At 41.5% G+C, this 15,777-nt stretch carries 14 protein-coding genes; 12 read left to right on the plus strand and 2 right to left on the minus strand.

Features of this window, described 5'->3' with window-relative positions:
* Nucleotides 1–321 precede the first annotated feature (321 nt).
* Both HPT25_RS09300 and HPT25_RS09305 read right to left on the minus strand, forming a co-directional pair.
* Nucleotides 322–438, minus strand: a complete 117-nt coding sequence (locus HPT25_RS09300) for a YjcZ family sporulation protein (protein ID WP_173062941.1) — start codon at nt 436–438, stop codon at nt 322–324.
* Between the two features lie 37 nt (nt 439–475).
* Nucleotides 476–577 carry a YjcZ family sporulation protein gene (locus HPT25_RS09305; RefSeq protein ID WP_173062944.1) on the minus strand — a complete coding sequence of 34 codons (102 nt, stop codon included), beginning with the start codon at nt 575–577 and terminating at the stop codon, nt 476–478.
* A gap of 569 nt (nt 578–1,146) precedes the next feature.
* Here HPT25_RS09305 and HPT25_RS09310 point away from each other — a divergent pair.
* From HPT25_RS09310 to HPT25_RS28635, 12 genes are all read left to right on the plus strand, one after another.
* A complete protein-coding gene (locus tag HPT25_RS09310) occupies nt 1,147–1,443 on the plus strand; it encodes a WXG100 family type VII secretion target (RefSeq protein ID WP_173062948.1) in 297 nt (98 codons plus the stop codon).
* A 189-nt stretch (nt 1,444–1,632) separates the two neighbouring features.
* The gene (esaA, locus tag HPT25_RS09315; protein WP_173062952.1) at nt 1,633–4,833 is read left to right on the plus strand and encodes a type VII secretion protein EsaA; all 3,201 of its coding nucleotides are present in this window, start codon (nt 1,633–1,635) and stop codon (nt 4,831–4,833) included.
* On the plus strand, nt 4,811–5,314 hold the full coding sequence (essA, locus tag HPT25_RS09320; protein WP_173062955.1) for a type VII secretion protein EssA: 504 nt from the start codon (nt 4,811–4,813) through the stop codon (nt 5,312–5,314). The genes esaA and essA overlap by 23 nt, the downstream gene beginning before the upstream one ends.
* 13 nt (nt 5,315–5,327) lie before the next feature.
* Nucleotides 5,328–5,579 (plus strand): EsaB/YukD family protein, encoded by a 252-nt coding sequence (locus HPT25_RS09325; RefSeq protein WP_173062957.1) that lies wholly within the window; start codon nt 5,328–5,330, stop codon nt 5,577–5,579.
* A 95-nt stretch (nt 5,580–5,674) separates the two neighbouring features.
* On the plus strand, nt 5,675–6,862 hold the full coding sequence (essB, locus tag HPT25_RS09330) for a type VII secretion protein EssB (RefSeq protein WP_173062960.1): 1,188 nt from the start codon (nt 5,675–5,677) through the stop codon (nt 6,860–6,862).
* 25 nt (nt 6,863–6,887) lie between these two features.
* Nucleotides 6,888–11,426, plus strand: a complete 4,539-nt coding sequence (gene essC / locus HPT25_RS09335; protein WP_173062963.1) for a type VII secretion protein EssC — start codon at nt 6,888–6,890, stop codon at nt 11,424–11,426.
* A complete protein-coding gene (locus tag HPT25_RS09340) occupies nt 11,413–11,844 on the plus strand; it encodes an EsxC family T7SS substrate (protein ID WP_173062966.1) in 432 nt (143 codons plus the stop codon). The genes essC and HPT25_RS09340 overlap by 14 nt, the downstream gene beginning before the upstream one ends.
* A gap of 5 nt (nt 11,845–11,849) precedes the next feature.
* Complete coding sequence (locus tag HPT25_RS09345; RefSeq protein ID WP_173071009.1) at nt 11,850–12,149, plus strand: WXG100 family type VII secretion target; 300 nt, start codon at nt 11,850–11,852, stop codon at nt 12,147–12,149.
* The gene (locus HPT25_RS09350; protein WP_173071011.1) at nt 12,149–12,856 is read left to right on the plus strand and encodes a DUF5081 family protein; all 708 of its coding nucleotides are present in this window, start codon (nt 12,149–12,151) and stop codon (nt 12,854–12,856) included. The genes HPT25_RS09345 and HPT25_RS09350 overlap by 1 nt, the downstream gene beginning before the upstream one ends.
* Entirely contained in the window at nt 12,849–13,184 is a 336-nt protein-coding gene (locus HPT25_RS09355; RefSeq protein WP_173062968.1) for a hypothetical protein, read from the plus strand. The genes HPT25_RS09350 and HPT25_RS09355 overlap by 8 nt, the downstream gene beginning before the upstream one ends.
* 72 nt (nt 13,185–13,256) lie before the next feature.
* A complete protein-coding gene (locus tag HPT25_RS09360) occupies nt 13,257–13,757 on the plus strand; it encodes a hypothetical protein (RefSeq protein WP_173062971.1) in 501 nt (166 codons plus the stop codon).
* 161 nt (nt 13,758–13,918) lie between these two features.
* Nucleotides 13,919–15,769 carry an ADP-ribosyltransferase gene (locus tag HPT25_RS28635; RefSeq protein ID WP_246277166.1) on the plus strand — a complete coding sequence of 617 codons (1,851 nt, stop codon included), beginning with the start codon at nt 13,919–13,921 and terminating at the stop codon, nt 15,767–15,769.
* Nucleotides 15,770–15,777 lie beyond the last annotated feature (8 nt).

Below are 15,777 nucleotides of genomic sequence, written 5' to 3' on the forward strand. Positions count from 1 at the left end.
CAATCCTGTCCGTGATTTGTTTTAATAGGAAAACAGCCTTAGCAAGAAGTGTAGTATACATACCGTCATGAATGTAATGTTAACTCAGGGTCTAGTCGAGCCTAGCCATTTCCATTTTGTTTGCAAAAAGAAAAAAGAAGGTTGGCGGTCCCTTCTTTTTTCTGGAGGTTGTGTAACTGCAATATAGTGGCTTCACCATAATATATGGCTTGCCTTACCGATTGGCAGGGCATTCTTTACTTTTATTAAAAATAAGGAAATAACCTATAAAAAAAGGAAAAAGTCTATAAAGACTTTTTCCCGGAAAAGATCCGTTTCAAATTAATACCAAGATGCTCCAACAATGATTAAAAGGATGAATAGTACGACGATTAGAACAAATGTACCGCCACCATAGAATCCGCCGCCGTATCCATAGCCCCAGCCATAAAAGCCCATAGAAGAATCCTCCCTTCAACAGGAAATCAGTTGAACCTTAATAATAGAATCCGCCAACAAATGCTGCCCCTACAATGATAAGCAGAATAAATAATACAACGATTAGAGCAAAACCTGCTCCGTGTACACCATCTGACATATTAAACCCTCCTTTTCCATTCGTCTTTACAATGTATGTACCAAAATGAAATGTGAAAGGGCGGTGTCCTAGTTAAAGACAAGTTTTGAAAAAGAAAATTATGAGAATGAATGTTAGGACTCTTTAATTCTACAAAGTGGTTTCAGAGGAGTTCTAATGTAGAACGGGAGGAATGATGGAACAAATGAGTGTGCTAAAAAGAGTTCCTCGTGTGAAGAGCGCCTTTTTAGTGCAAAAACACCGTTTCACCCACTATTTGCCGTATTTTAAAAATTTATGTAAAAAAATATAAAAAACAGTATGATAGCCTCGTATTTCCGGAATAATCAGATATCGGAATTTGTAAAAAAATATCGAATATGTATCTTTTATCCTATAAATCTCAATTGATTTACTGGGTAAAAAGATTTGTAATTCATCAGGAAACACTGACGGCAGTATTTGACCTATTTGGAAGTAATGTGGTAATTAAATTAGGTAGGAATAATTTGTCTAAAATGGTTATCATATTTTTTATGATAAAAGGCTTTATTTTTATAAGCAAAATAGGTTTAAAGGAGTTGGAGAAAATGGCTGGACAAATTCGTATGACCCCTGAGGAGCTGAAAGCGAAAGCGGCTCGTTATGGACAAAGCGGTCAACAAATCGAACAAATCTTAAGAGACTTAACCAATTTACAAAACGAACTTCGCGGAGAATGGGAAGGACGAGCTTTCATTGGCTTTGATGAACAGTTTAATCAGTTAAAGCCAAAGGTGCAAAATTTTGCGCAATTGATGCATGATATTCAAACACAATTGTCCAAAACGGCAGACGCTGTTGCTCAACAAGATGAACAATTATCACAGAATTTTGGTTTGCGTTAATCCAATCGGATGACTTAGATGCTGCATTTGATACTTGACAATCGGTCCATTCGTGTCTAAGTTTCCAAAGCAAAAGCCACTCGACATTTGTTGTGTGGCTTTTGCTCATTATTCTTTAACAGGAAAAGCAATTATTCTATTTTACATTTATTTGCAAACACATTGCAGCGAATTTCAGGCGGTGATTGAATGAAGAAGTTTTATCAGGGAATTTTCTTATTTGTCGTTCTGGTGCTCGTACTGGCTTCGGTTATTTCTTATTTAGCACTGGGCCAGGCGTCGAAAACAAAAGATGACACAGAAAATCAAAAATTGAATGTGGCCTTGGTTAATGAGGATCAAGGAGCTACTTATAAAGGACAAAAATATCAGCTGGGGAATGAGTTTATTACCCATATTGAAAATGATAATAAACATAATTGGTATGTTGTCAGCCGCGGTGTAGCGGAAAACGGAATGGATCACAATGTCTATAATATGATGATTGTCATTCCAAATGATTTTTCACAAAAGGCACTATCCTTTGATTCAAAAGATCCGGAGAAAGTGGAGTTAAATTATAAAGTAAATCCGATTGCCAATGGCAATTTGAAAGCCGAGGCGGATCAAACGGCGAACTCGATTTTAAAGGATTTTAATCAACGTATTATTGATGTGTATTTCGCCAGTGTCATTGGGAATTTGCACGATGCCCAGGATAATATACAGACCCTTGTCAACAAGGAACAGAAATATACGAATCTCTATAGAAACTCTGTCTACCGCCCGCTGGGGGATTATACGTCCAGCTTGGGTGACTTGCAATCCGGTGCAGTTCAATCGAAAGGCAATTTTAACAGTCTGCAGGATGTGTTAAAAGGATTTGGCACTCAGCTTGGAGAGAATGTCAAAATTGGGAAGTCGTATCAAACCGGATTTCTTGACTTTAGGAACATGCAGGCTGATAATGGCCAGTTAACAAAAGGCATTACGGATGAGATGGGCGACCTCGATAATGGTCTTAACAGCGAAGATGTTATGCAACAATGGGATGATTTAGTGGCGGCTAATCAGGCCATTAATAACCAGTTTCAGCAAGCGGATCAGACTGTAAACATCCTATCGGCATCTGCAGCTCTTCAAGATTACTTGAATCAAGCCAAAGAAAAGATGGGATCTTGGGATGCGGATCTAGCCAATCAATTAAAGGCAGACATGCAAACGTCTATTGCCGATCAGTTGAAGACAGAACTGGCAGCTTCTTCTGGTAAAACGAATTTGGTTCATTTAACGGATATGTTCGCGAAGCCAGACGAAAATGTACAGAAAGCGATCCAGAATGAAATTGATCAATTACCGACCCTTAACAAATCAAGCATTGACCAGTTGAATATATCAGAACAAGCCAAAAATAGAATGAAAAATATTATTACCGTTACGAATCAATACGATCGGGAATTTGACTATAGCCCGAGCCATATTGACAATAGCCTGCCATTAGCCGATCAGGTGGCTGCAAAAATCAATAGCCTGGTCAAGAATGGAATAACCATCAGTGATTCTATCAATCTGCCGGAAGCGGTGAATCAAGAACAGGTACTAACCTTGTCTGTTCCTGATGAATTTGCTATTAAACAAGTATTCCTTACATTGCCCAATCAAAAGGAAAGTGATTATTCACAAACCTTTTTGAAGAATGGCAAGATTGTTCTTCCAGGAACAGGTCAAGGTAACTTCACTGTCAAATTAAAGGTGTATTTAAAGGATGCAAACACAAAGCTTGATATTTTTCAGCCACTTACATGGAGTTGGGATTTGGTACAAAAAGCGGGTGTGTCTAATCAGCCATCACCGGCGCCGGCTTCAAATGCTACGGTAAATGGAAGTACCAGCAGCCAACCAACGGCCAGCGCTGGTACTGTCAATCAACACATTACCCATCAGGTGGCATCGCCGTTTTTAAGTAATCCGACAAGCGGGTTATTGAATGGCACCATCGATTCCGTAAGTGCCTATCAAAAATTACAAGGAATATATGAATTGTACTTTGGCATCGGGGATGACCAATTTGATCGACCGGATTTAGAAACGCAGCTGGCACAAACGAGCTTGAAGAATATGGCGGCTGAGGATTCACTTTATGCGCTTTTTAATAAACAAGATCTTGCCGATGTGTTGGCCGATTATGTGGCAGGGCAAATCACGGAAGAGGTCCGTCAAAAGACGCAGGATTTAAAAGGAAAAATCGATGAAAATCTTCAGCTGGTTGACCAGGCCAATCAGAGTTCTGCCCAAATGGCCGATTTGATTGTGCAAACCACGGAACAGGCACAAAAGTTAAATGAAAATATCTCCAAGAGTTTGGATAACTTAGCTTCTTGGCGTATGAAAAGCCTGAAAGTAATGAATGACCAATCGCAAATTCAGGCAACAAGTGATCAAGAACAAAGTGTCGTTCTTTCTTTAGATAATGATTTCAAAACACTCATGACGGAAAGTCAGACACTCTCGGACCAATCAAATGCAAACTTAAAATCCGCAGATGGAGTCTATCAAACCGTTAATGCGATCGGTAATCGAGCTGAGGCCATTAAGAATAATGGCGATGACTTGCTGCAGGAAGCAAAAGATCTTTCGAGTCATTTAACGAATAAACTGATCAGCGACAAAAATTTTGCGACAAACTTTGCTGGGGTACTGGCTAACAGCCGAGTGGGGCAACGTCAAAATGAAAATCTATTAAGCTTTCTATCGAATCCAGTAGAAACCAAGAACACTGGTGCAGCGGCAGACGCGGCAGAAGATGTATTTACTCCATATTTCATGGTTTTAATTTGTTTTATTGCTGCTTTCTTTACAGCCTATGTTTTTGCTGGTAACGACCGTAAGCGAGAGCAAACGGATTCGTTTGAGGCGGAACAGACAACTGTAAAGGCGAATCTACCTTTTAGTTTGGCCCTTGCTGGGACTGGTATCGTTGAAGGAATCATCATCGGCTTTCTTTCCGGGTATTTCTTGCAAATTGACCAGGCGAAATTCATCGGTTGGGTCAGCTTGATTACCCTGGTAATGCTGACAATGGTTCTGGCAGCCGCTTATTTGCTGAGACAACTGAAAATGGTTGGGATGTTCGTATTATTGATCATGCTAAGCTGCTATTTATTTTTCACGAAAGCATTGGGAACTTCTTTTGATGAAGAAACATTTGCAGCGAAAATTCAATTTTTCTCGCCATTGCATTATGTAGAAAAGTTAGTATCTCGATTTATGAATGGTGGCGCCGATTATATGCTGATTGTCTACAGTTTATTTGTCATTAGTATTCTTAGCGTGATTGGTCACTTGTTTGTATCGGACCGTGTTGCCAAAAACGGGGAGAATGTAGCGGATGAGATTACTGAAGCATGCTAGTTTGATTATGTTGTTCCTTTTAGGCGGTGGGATGTTTATGCCCCAACATACCATGGCAGACGATAATCTGGACCATAGCGGCCAAATGCAGATTCAAGTGGATCGCATTGGCCAAGATGAGGGAGAGCGTTCGGCCGCACAAGACCCGAATGAAACTGAATTGGAGAAAATTCTGCCCGATTTGTTCACGAAACAAACTCGGGCAGTAATTCAATCGAAGCAAAAAGATACGAAAAAAACAATGGAGAAACTGCAGCAGTCTCTTTTTGAGAAACCAATCAAAACAGCCCCCGAGGAAAGGGTAAAAACAGCTCTCTTTTCCGGAGAACGGTATCAGGATGAAATGGCAGCTGATTCTCAAGCTGACATAAAGCAGACGAACCAGAAGGGAATCTCTCAGACAGTATGGGCGGCCCTCTTTGGTGCTTTTTTGGCTATCTGCGGAGGGCTGTTTGTCTTGGTCAGACAGAAGCTGCGTTAAAGGAGATGGGAAGATGCCTAGAGGATCACATATTAATGTAACGGTTGATTTTCAGAAATGGGACAAAGGGCGTTATGATGTGAGAATTCCTGTCCATCAAAATGTGAAACAGCTGTTGGCTAGCTTGAAGGATGCATTGGATTTGAAAGTGGCAGACGGCCAGCTTTTTGCATTAAAGGTCCCAGCGAAACAATTACTCTTAACGGATGATGACCGTCTTGTGGACCATCCAGTTACTAATGGCGATATTTTACAAGTTTTATAGAAAGGGAAAGCCTGTATCCAAGATAAGCGAAAGGCCTCCCTTAACCATTCTAAATGAGCTGAAAATACAAGCGTAGATAAAGGAGCCTAAGAAGAATGAATGACAAGACGATTAAAATGGGAACAATGACTTTCCATTTTTCCATTCACGAGGACGCATGGCAGTTGAAGCTGGCGAAGTCAGAAACACGTGTGAAAGACCTGCGGCAATTAGCGCTGCTGAATGAAAATACAGATTATTTTGTGCCAGCTGAAGCTTCAGAAGAAGAGGATCAATTTGTATTTTCGTTTAAGGTTGATTCAAAACTGAAGAAGTGGGGAGAAGTGCGCAGATTTGATCGAAAGGAAAAGCTGCGGCTTTTGTGTAATATTGCCCGCTTCAGAAAGCTATTAACCACACGGATGACATTCTTCTTGCATCCGGAGCATCTATTGTTTGATGATAATCTCCTTCCTGTCATGGTGTATCGCGGCATTCGGGATTTACTGCCCCCATATGAGATCAACGAAGAAACCTTTCTTCTCCAATATAAATGCTTGATCATTGCCCTTTTTTCAAAAAAATTCAACTTTGATGAACTTTATTCCGGATCACTGGCCAATGCAGCGGACACTGAATTTGAACGCCAAGTCGCAGGAGCAACCGATTTGGATGAATTACTAAAATGGCTGGAAGCCAGTTATCGAAAAGAACAGGCCGAAACGGAGAAGACGATGCAGTTTGTTCCAAAGCGAAAGTTCCGGCTTTATCAACAATTAACTTTCATCATGAGCGGTGTCATCGTTCTATTGGCAATCCCGCTGATCTACTTTAGTGCGGCCAAGCTACCTTTCCAAAACCACTTGTTGGACGCACACCGTCATTTTATCTCAGAGGATTATGGTAGTGTCATTAGCGATCTGGAAAACGAAAATCCCGAGAAATTACCAGATGCTGGTAAGTATATTCTCGCATATTCGTATATCCAGACAGAGCAGCTAAATGATGATCAAAAAGCGTCTATTATGAAAAATCTCAGTCTGAAAAGCGACAATCACTATTTCTTGTATTGGATCTACAATGGCAGAGGTAACCTCGATCAATCACTTGACCTTGCAAAATTCATGGATGATCCAGTGTTGATTATGTATAGTTACGTGAAAAAAATCGAAAAGGCAAAAAATGACCCGAAATTGAGCGGTACAGAGCGGGAAACGGAAATCCAAGATTACCAGGATAAACTGAAATCATACACAGATAAATACGGGATCGATTCGGAGATAAAGACAGAAAATGCAGACTGATTTGGGGACAGAGAGGGAGAGAAAGATGGCACAACGATTATTACTGGTGGACAACGGAGAGCAGTTGCACAAATGCCATTTTAAACAAAGCAAAGTTAGGAACGTGACAGTGGGAGGTGATGGGGCTGATACCATCACATTTAAGAACATGTGCTCCCAAGTAACCGTTGAATGGGATGGTGAAACTGCCAAAATTGAAGATCATATTTTACATGAAAATGAACCATTGGCCTTGAAGAAAGCTGATGATGTCCTGAATTTTATTCTAATGGAGACGGATCAGTGGCATACATATGATACGACACAGCACAGAAGTATTACCTTTGGGGAAAATGAATATGATGATGTGACAATTGTAAACGCAACGTCCCATCTGCATCTTTTCCGCGATCAGCTTGGTGAGCCGTTTAAATTGGAAGTGTATAGTGGTGTTGTTTACCATAATTTCTTGCGGATCACAGAAGGTACTATGCTTGAGCCTGGTGACCAGCTCTATGTGGATGGCCTGTTGATTAAGATCGGCAGTGAAGAAATAGAAATCCTTGAGTCAAATGTCTTGGGCGGAACGAAATTAGCTCGTTTGTTTGATCAGGAGCTTATGTATGGGGATGAATATCCGTCCTACCACCGGTCACCAAGAATCATTTACCGCGAGCCGACTGAACCTCGCCGAATTGCCCAGCCTTCTGCCCAGCCAAGCAAGCCGAGTGAACAACTGGCACGTGTTTTAGTCCCTCCGCTGGTCATGATTGCCGCGATGGTGGTGGTCTCGTTCTTCCAGCGGAGTGGATTTTATCTGATTGTCATGTTGTCCATGACGATTGTCACCATTATATTTTCGATCACTTCTTATTTAAAACATTGGAAGCAATATCGTTCAGATACCAAGGAGCGGGAACAAAGCTACCAGGAGTATTTAAAACAAAAGACACAAGAATTGTATAAAGTGAGCGAAGACCAGCGTCATGCCTTGGAGTACCATTATCCTGGCATGGAGCAGCTCCGCCAAATGGCGCTTAACATTGATTCGCGGATATATGAGAAAAACATGTTTCACCATGACTTTCTGATGTACCGGGTTGGTTTGGGGAAGGTTACTTCCAGCTTTGCGATTGAATTTAATGTGGAGGAGTTTACCTTGAAGAAGGATGAACTCGTGGAGGCGGCCAATCGCTTGAGATCCCACTATCTGTCACTTGATCAGGTGCCATTAACGGCTTCTTTGGCGAAAGGACCTGTAGGCTATATTGGGCAGCGCTCTCTTGTACTTGAACAATTGCAATTGCTCGTCATACAGGTTGCTATGTTTCACAGTTATCATGATGTGCAGTTTGTGACGATCTTCCCGGAAGAGGAGAAAGTGAACTGGGAATGGATGCGCTGGCTTCCGCATGCCAGTATCCGTGACCTCAATGTAAGGGGATTTGTCTATCATGATAGATCGAGAGACCAAGTATTAACTTCCCTGTATCAAATTTTGAAGGAACGAAAGCTTGCCATCGAAGAGAAAGGCAATAAGAATGAAAAACATTACTTTACCCCTCATTTCATTGTGATGATTACCGATGAAAAACTGATTCTGGACCATACAGTCATGGAGTATTTTAATGAAGACCCAAGTGAACTCGGCGTATCTCTTGTATTTGTTCAGGATGTGCTGCAGTCGCTGCCGGAACATGTGAAAACAGTTATCGATGTTCGTGATACTGCAAACGGCAACGTGATGTTGGAAGATGGAGAGCTGGTCAACCGAAGCTTCACGCCAGATCATTTTCCAACAGATTTTGCCAAAGAGGATATTTCGCGCAGTTTGGCAGCTCTCGATCACTTGCAAAACTTGAAAAATTCAATTCCTGAGAATGTCACGTTCCTTGAAATGTATCGTGTAGAGAAAGTCGAAGAACTAAGGATTCCGGAACGCTGGAGACGAAATGAAACTTATAAAAGCCTAGCCGTTCCTTTGGGATTGCGGGGGAAGGACGACATTGTTCAGCTGAATCTTCATGAGAAGGCGCATGGACCGCATGGATTGGTTGCAGGTACGACAGGGTCTGGTAAATCAGAAATTATTCAGTCTTACATTCTATCACTTGCCGTTAATTTCCACCCGCATGAAGTGGCCTTTTTGCTGATTGACTATAAAGGCGGGGGGATGGCCAATCTATTCAAACTCCTTCCCCATTTGGTGGGGACAATAACGAATCTGGACGGTGCCCAATCTATGAGGGCATTGGCTTCGATTAAGGCAGAATTGCAAAAACGCCAGCGTTTGTTTAGCCAACATGATGTCAATCATATCAATCAATATCAGAAACTATATAAATCGGGTGAGGTTCGTGAACCGATGCCGCATTTATTCTTAATCTCCGATGAGTTCGCGGAATTAAAGGCTGAGCAGCCAGAATTTATGAAAGAGCTGGTTTCGACAGCCCGGATCGGTCGTTCGCTTGGCATTCATTTAATTCTCGCAACCCAGAAGCCGAGCGGTGTGGTCGATGACCAAATTTGGTCAAACTCGAAATTTAAGCTGGCACTCAAGGTGCAAAATGCCAGCGATTCAAATGAAATCCTGAAAACACCTGATGCATCTGAAATTACTTTGCCAGGACGGGCTTATTTGCAAGTCGGCAACAATGAAATCTATGAACTTTTCCAAAGTGCTTGGAGCGGTGCCGAATACAGCCCTGATAAAGGGGACCTTGATTCGCTGGATACGACCATTTATGCCATTAACGATCTAGGACAATATGAGATTCTATCAGAGGACTTAAGCGGCTTCGGTCATAAGCAGAAAATTTCTAAAACGATCACCGAGCTGGATGCAGTGGTTGAGTACATTCAAGACTATACAAGGAAAGATGGGATTTCTGAACTGCCAAGACCATGGCTGCCGCCGCTGGAAGAAAGAATATTCCTCACAGCTTTACATGAGGTAGAGTCTCGAGTGGCTTGGTATGAACCGAAGAAGCCATTAGAGGTGACGTTTGGCTTCATGGATATTCCGGAAATGCAGGCCCAGGAGCCGTTAACTTTGAATCTTACCAAAGACGGGCATATAGCAGTATTCTCCAGCCCAGGATATGGGAAGTCGACCTTTTTGCAAAGTATCGTAATGGATGCGGCCAGACAGCATAATCCTGAAAGGTTACATGTCTATCTCATTGATTTAGGAACGAACGGCTTACTTCCAATGAAGGAATTGCCGCATGTTGCTGATACGATCATGGTAGATGAAGAAATCAAACTCGGTAAGCTATTCCGCCGACTTCAAAAAGAATTAAAAGAGCGCAAGCAGCGATTAAGTCAATATGGGGTAGCCACCATTCAAATGTACGAGCAGGCGAGCGGACAAGAAGTTCCGACCATCCTGCTGGTCATTGATACATTTGATTCCATTACGGATGCTCCTTACCGTGAGGATTTTGAAAAAATCACCGCACAAATTGCTAGAGAAGGTGTAAGTGTAGGCATCCATTTACTGATTAGTGCAGGACGTCAAAGTGCGATGAGAGCCCCATTGTTGGCCAATGTGAAGCATCAAATTTCGCTCTATCTCATTGATGATATAGAAACAAGAAATATCGTGGGTAGAACCGATTTAAAAATAGAAGAAATTCCAGGCCGCGGCTTAGTGAAATTAGACCATCCGCTCCTCTTCCAAACTGCACTTCCTGTAAAAGGTGGAGATACACTGGCTGTTATTCAGCATATTCAGGAAGAGTGCAGAATGATGAGAAGGAATTGGCAGGGAGCGTGTCCATTACCAATTCCAATGGTACCGGAAACACTGGTGTTTACTGAATTTATGAAGCTTCCGAACACAGAAGCGATGATTAGAAAAGGCGGCATTCCATTTGCCGTTGATTTTGAAGAGGTCGAGCCGCTGGAGTTAACGGTGGTTGAGGATAAAAATACATTAATACTTAGTGACCAAATCGATTTGGTGGAACAGACCTTATTAACCTTGATGTCAAGCATTTCTACAAATGAGAAAATGGATGTCGGCTTAATCGATAATGCCGCTTCAGGCTGCATGAATTATAAAGAAAATGTCAATCTCTATGCGGATACAGCTGCCAAAATGGATGAATTCGTGGATCGGCTCCAGCAACTATTTGAAACGCGTGAAGATGCATTCCGTCAAGTGCAGCTTGCCACAAGCGACAGGGTGACACTAAATGATTTCCTTCAGGAGATTCGGCCAATGACGGTCCTGATCGCCGATGCATCATTTGTCATTGACACCATGTCATTTACATCGCAAACAACTCTGGCCAAATTAATGGAAACGGGTGCGAGAGCGGGCATTTATTTTGTCATTGGTGGTGTACATAGTGCCTTGGAAAGAAAGTATGATGATTTGGCTGTGATGATCAAGAAGCAAAAGACAGGCGTCTTAGTTGGCAGAATCACCGATCAGAACATTCTCGAGGTCTTAAACAGACCGTATAAAGAGCAGAACTTGCTGCCATATGAGGCCTACTATATTAAAAATGGCAAAGCAGAAAAAATGAAAATAGCTGCTCCATATGAAAAAAGAGAGGAAGTGAATGCCAGTGTTTAGTTGGTTATCAGATTTGTCTAATTTGGGTAAAACAGCCACGGAAATCAAAAGGGATGATTATCAAAGGCTATATGAAGAGCTGACAGATGCGATCACGGAACACGATCGTAAAGTGTCTGAAGCGAACTCCGCCTACAGTTCTTATCAGGGATCTGTTCCGAATTTATCCAATACGAAGATTCCTTCTAATGATTTTGAAACCACCCGAGAGAAAAAGAATGGAGAGCTTCTTCGGTATTTTGGTCTAGATCAAGACAAACGCAGTTCACTTGTTGCTGCCAAGAATCTGGCCTATGAACGGTATGTCTATTATCGAGCACTGGCCATTCAAGAGGCAGAAGAACGGGCCCGAAGAGAAAGGGAAGCAGCAGAAGCATTAGCCAAAGAAGTTGTCAATGCATTTACGAAGAAAGGGTGAGGATGATGGGAAGCGTTCGAATATACGGGAATAAAGTCAATGAGGCGAAAGCTGCTGCCAAAGCATTGGAACAATCCATTGAGAAAACTTATGAACAATGCGTACATTTACGGGATTATGTGAATTCTGCAAAATGGAGCGGGAAAGCAAGGGATAGTTTTTTAACATATCTGGAAATTATTGAAAAATACCATGAAGGGATGAAATCAGCCGTTCATAAACAAACAAAAGCATTAAATAACTTGGAAAGGGACTTCGATGATTTCCTTCAGGATGGATCAGTAAAAGAAGTGAGGAATCTATGATGAAAGCCCCAACAGATTCGTTTACTGCACCGGAATTATACTTGTTAGCGGCCGCCTTTGGCGGCCAGACCCTCTTTGGATTACCCGATAAAACCCTTTATCAAATTCAAGGTGAAGAAGTATTCCAACAGGCACATCAAAGGTTAGTGGATAAGGAGATCGTATCCGCTGATGGGAAAATCACTAAAGCGGGCGCCATCATCATTCAAGTAGTAGAGTATTACTTCCAAAGTGACAAATATGTCCGAATTAATAACTTGATGTTTGCATTTCGCGACAAAGAATGTGATGAAGTGATTGTTCTGGTGGAACTGGAAGAACAGGGCCATTATCAGCTGCGAATTGTCAGCAAAGCCACGGCATTAAGAATTTTGGGTGAGGGTTTTCCAGTGATCGGCAGGGAACCGGAACCAGCGGAACAAACATTCTTAAAACAGGAACTATCCCATCAAGAAAGACACGAGACAGAGCAGTATGAACCGGAACAGATGTTTATGAATCTGGAATACTTCCATTTAAATGAAACGCCGAGGGACAAGAATAATGCCCAATACTATCAGCAGTGGCTTATTTTTACAAAAGGCGAGAAGTTAATCATGGTCGATACCGTGAATCGAAAGTATTATCATGCCAGTCAATATTGGTTTTTAAAAGTGTTATTCGATGAAATGGATTTTCCTTACAAGGGGGAGAAGTCATATGCGTAGAGAAATAGAAGGTGAAAGTGCAAGTTCCAGTCTGTTAATTCATGTTAATCCTGATGAGATGACAGCCATTTACAAGGCATTGCAGCAAATCATTACCGAATTAGAAACAAATGCGGCACCTGCGATAAAGAAACTGTGCAACATTCATTACTACACCGAAGGCAAAGCCATGAAAACGATGGAAGTGTATCCGAAGGCAAATCAAAAGGTCGGGGATCTATACAGCCACTATACCCGGGCTGCCAGCTTAGTCACAGAGATTCTTAATACGATGATGGAGCTGGATAACGATATTGCCGAACAAATCATGGCCAAACTGGGGGTATAGGGAAGTAGTTGTGACTTATATCCCATCGGACTTTAAATAAAATTTTAATGGAATGCAAGTGAGGAGAGAAAAATGCAAAATGAATCAAAAAAGTTTTACCTAAATCGATTTATCACAGCAGTACTCAGTGTATTGATGTTGGGGGTCGCTTATTTATTATATACGCAATTTATTTCTGATACGGAGTTTTTAACGGATACCGCAGTTGTCCTTTCTTGGATATTTGCCATTAGTTCATTACTTACTGGAATAGCCTGCTTAATCAAAATCTTTGATCCGAGGCCTGTTGTAGAAATGCGAGCGGAAGGCATGGTGATTAGAAATTTCCTAACTGCAGTGTTTGTCCCTTGGCATGAAGTGGAGAGAATTAACCAACAACGATATACGAACATTGTTGTCAATCCGGCAGGATTTGCATTTGTTAGAACGACTATCCTAAGGGTTTACCGTTATGGTAAACGTTCAATTGCGATAAATCTATTGCTGATCAATAAACGTGGGGATGAATTTTCTAATACCCTTACACAGCACTTAGTTCCTTTTTCAAAAGTAAGTGGGGAAGACCTGAAATAAAGGCAGAAATCTTAACCTAAAAAAATACAAAGCATTTCAAAAAAACTTGAGTCCAGCACAACAAAAATTAATGTTTCGTTTGAGAGAGGCACTCATGATGGACATTATTTATAGAAAGGGGAAAACGATCAAGCGTTGTAGCAGAAATGGGGGTTAGGTACATGGATGTAAAATATACCCCATCCGATTGGAAGAAGATGCAAGAGGGGATTGGGGATTTGATTGGCCTTGGCCGGTGGGGTAAAGGCATGATTGATAGTTTAAAAGATTTAACCGACAATTTAGAGGATGCTAAGGCATCAATCGCGAAATATGATCATGATGGCGTCATTTCTTTCCATCACGATAGTTTAAAAAGCAAATACCTGGACCTATTCGATGACTTCGAGGTGCTGCATTCCTTTACTGGTAAGGTCGGGGATATTGTCGACCGTACCATTGACGAACCGTTCTATGAAGATATAGATGCGTTTGTAGAAGCTATGCGGGATTTGGATATTTCTAACTACACCACAAAAAACCGTATAGGAGCCACAGAAACAAAAATTATCTATGAAGGATATAGCGAGTCACATTCGCTAGAAGTGCCTAAGACAGAGGTCAATATTGATGATTTATTTAATGGAGATAACTTCTATTCGCAGCTAATGAAAGATGCGTACAAAGATGTAAAGAAACCCGACCAAAACTTTTCTCTAGAGGATTACGAGCAAGCGGCTCTCCATACTAGCGCTTTTCAGTATGAATCTATACGGGATCGGCAGGATCATAAAGAATTTCAAACACAAATGCGGTTAGTAGGAGGCACAATTGTTGGCGCCCTTGTTACCGCCTTTTGTCCCCCTGTCGGTCTAGCATTGTTAGGTGTTATTGGGTTAACGAGCGGTGCATTGGATATCGGTGCAGCTGTGAGCGGGAAAGACTTGATCTCCGGACGCAAATTGGGAACAGGTGAACGAGCACTACGTGGAGCGTTCGGGGGATTAGACCTATTGCCGGGGTTAGGCAGCTTATCAAAGCTTAGTGGTACCATAAAGCTCGCTCGCTTTGGCGATAAAATGGCAGAGGTCGGGGTTGAAACAGGAGTAAAAGAGGTAGCCAGGCAAGAAAACTCTAATGTCATTCAACTGGTAAGAAAGACGGATCCATCAACAATATCTCGAATAAAGAGTACCTCTGAAGCGGTTAGTGATAGAGCCAACGTGTTGTCCTTTAATGATGCAAAAGTTAAACTAGAAACAAAGCGACTTTTAAAAGAAGAAGAAATCATCCCTGCCAGAAAATATGCATTACCGATGGCAAGTGGGGAGGATGTTGGCAAGGTACATATACCTAGTGGAAATACTCACACGATTTCTATAGATGAGATACATGGGGAAAGTGTTGAGGGGGCAGTGAAGGGTACGGGTAAAGGTGGCAACGGAATTCGTGGGACTGACCACTCACTCAAAAACGTAGAAGAAGCCCATCAATGGGGAAGGAAGTATTATGATAGCTGGCTAGAATCATTAACCGAAAGTGAGAGAGGTGCAATAAAGCAATATACTGGGAACGATTATAAGAAAATAAACTCCTATCTAAGGGGGTTCAGTGATTCTTTAGCTGGCGTGGATTCACAAGTGATTGACCATATTAAGAGCGGATTGAGTAAAGCGGAAGTTCCATATGATATGAAAGTGTTTAGAGGAACAGATCTTAGACCTTTTGATGATATACTCGAGAGGGATAAAGATGGAAAAATAAATTTGGATTCTTTAGTAGGGAAGATATTTAAAGATAATGGGTTTGTCAGTACTGCGATTGTTAAAGAGTCCTCTTTTGACCATATGGCAGTCTCATGGGAAATCAATGTTCCAAAAGGAGCCAATGCAGCCTATGTCGGCAAGATAAGTCATTTTCCTGATGAAGCGGAGCTACTATTGAATGCAGGACAAGAGATGATAATAAAAAGAGTAAATGTTGATAGCATTGGTAAATTACATGTTACTTTTGATTTGATAATAAAAAAGTAGGTGAAAAA

This window comes from Neobacillus endophyticus (assembly GCF_013248975.1).
Classification (GTDB): Bacteria; Bacillota; Bacilli; order Bacillales; family Cytobacillaceae; genus Neobacillus; species Neobacillus endophyticus.

Bases quoted from the DNA above. Each gene is read 5' to 3' on its own strand.
- HPT25_RS09300 (WP_173062941.1), bottom strand. From the start codon at position 438: ATGGGCTTTTATGGCTGGGGCTATGGATACGGCGGCGGATTCTATGGT.
- HPT25_RS09305 (WP_173062944.1), bottom strand. From the start codon at position 577: ATGTCAGATGGTGTACACGGAGCAGGTTTTGCTCTAATCGTTGTATTA.
- HPT25_RS09310 (WP_173062948.1), top strand. From the start codon at position 1,147: ATGGCTGGACAAATTCGTATGACCCCTGAGGAGCTGAAAGCGAAAGCG.
- esaA (WP_173062952.1), top strand. From the start codon at position 1,633: ATGAAGAAGTTTTATCAGGGAATTTTCTTATTTGTCGTTCTGGTGCTC.
- essA (WP_173062955.1), top strand. From the start codon at position 4,811: ATGAGATTACTGAAGCATGCTAGTTTGATTATGTTGTTCCTTTTAGGC.
- HPT25_RS09325 (WP_173062957.1), top strand. From the start codon at position 5,328: ATGCCTAGAGGATCACATATTAATGTAACGGTTGATTTTCAGAAATGG.
- essB (WP_173062960.1), top strand. From the start codon at position 5,675: ATGAATGACAAGACGATTAAAATGGGAACAATGACTTTCCATTTTTCC.
- essC (WP_173062963.1), top strand. From the start codon at position 6,888: ATGGCACAACGATTATTACTGGTGGACAACGGAGAGCAGTTGCACAAA.
- HPT25_RS09340 (WP_173062966.1), top strand. From the start codon at position 11,413: ATGCCAGTGTTTAGTTGGTTATCAGATTTGTCTAATTTGGGTAAAACA.
- HPT25_RS09345 (WP_173071009.1), top strand. From the start codon at position 11,850: ATGGGAAGCGTTCGAATATACGGGAATAAAGTCAATGAGGCGAAAGCT.
- HPT25_RS09350 (WP_173071011.1), top strand. From the start codon at position 12,149: ATGAAAGCCCCAACAGATTCGTTTACTGCACCGGAATTATACTTGTTA.
- HPT25_RS09355 (WP_173062968.1), top strand. From the start codon at position 12,849: ATGCGTAGAGAAATAGAAGGTGAAAGTGCAAGTTCCAGTCTGTTAATT.
- HPT25_RS09360 (WP_173062971.1), top strand. From the start codon at position 13,257: ATGCAAAATGAATCAAAAAAGTTTTACCTAAATCGATTTATCACAGCA.
- HPT25_RS28635 (WP_246277166.1), top strand. From the start codon at position 13,919: ATGGATGTAAAATATACCCCATCCGATTGGAAGAAGATGCAAGAGGGG.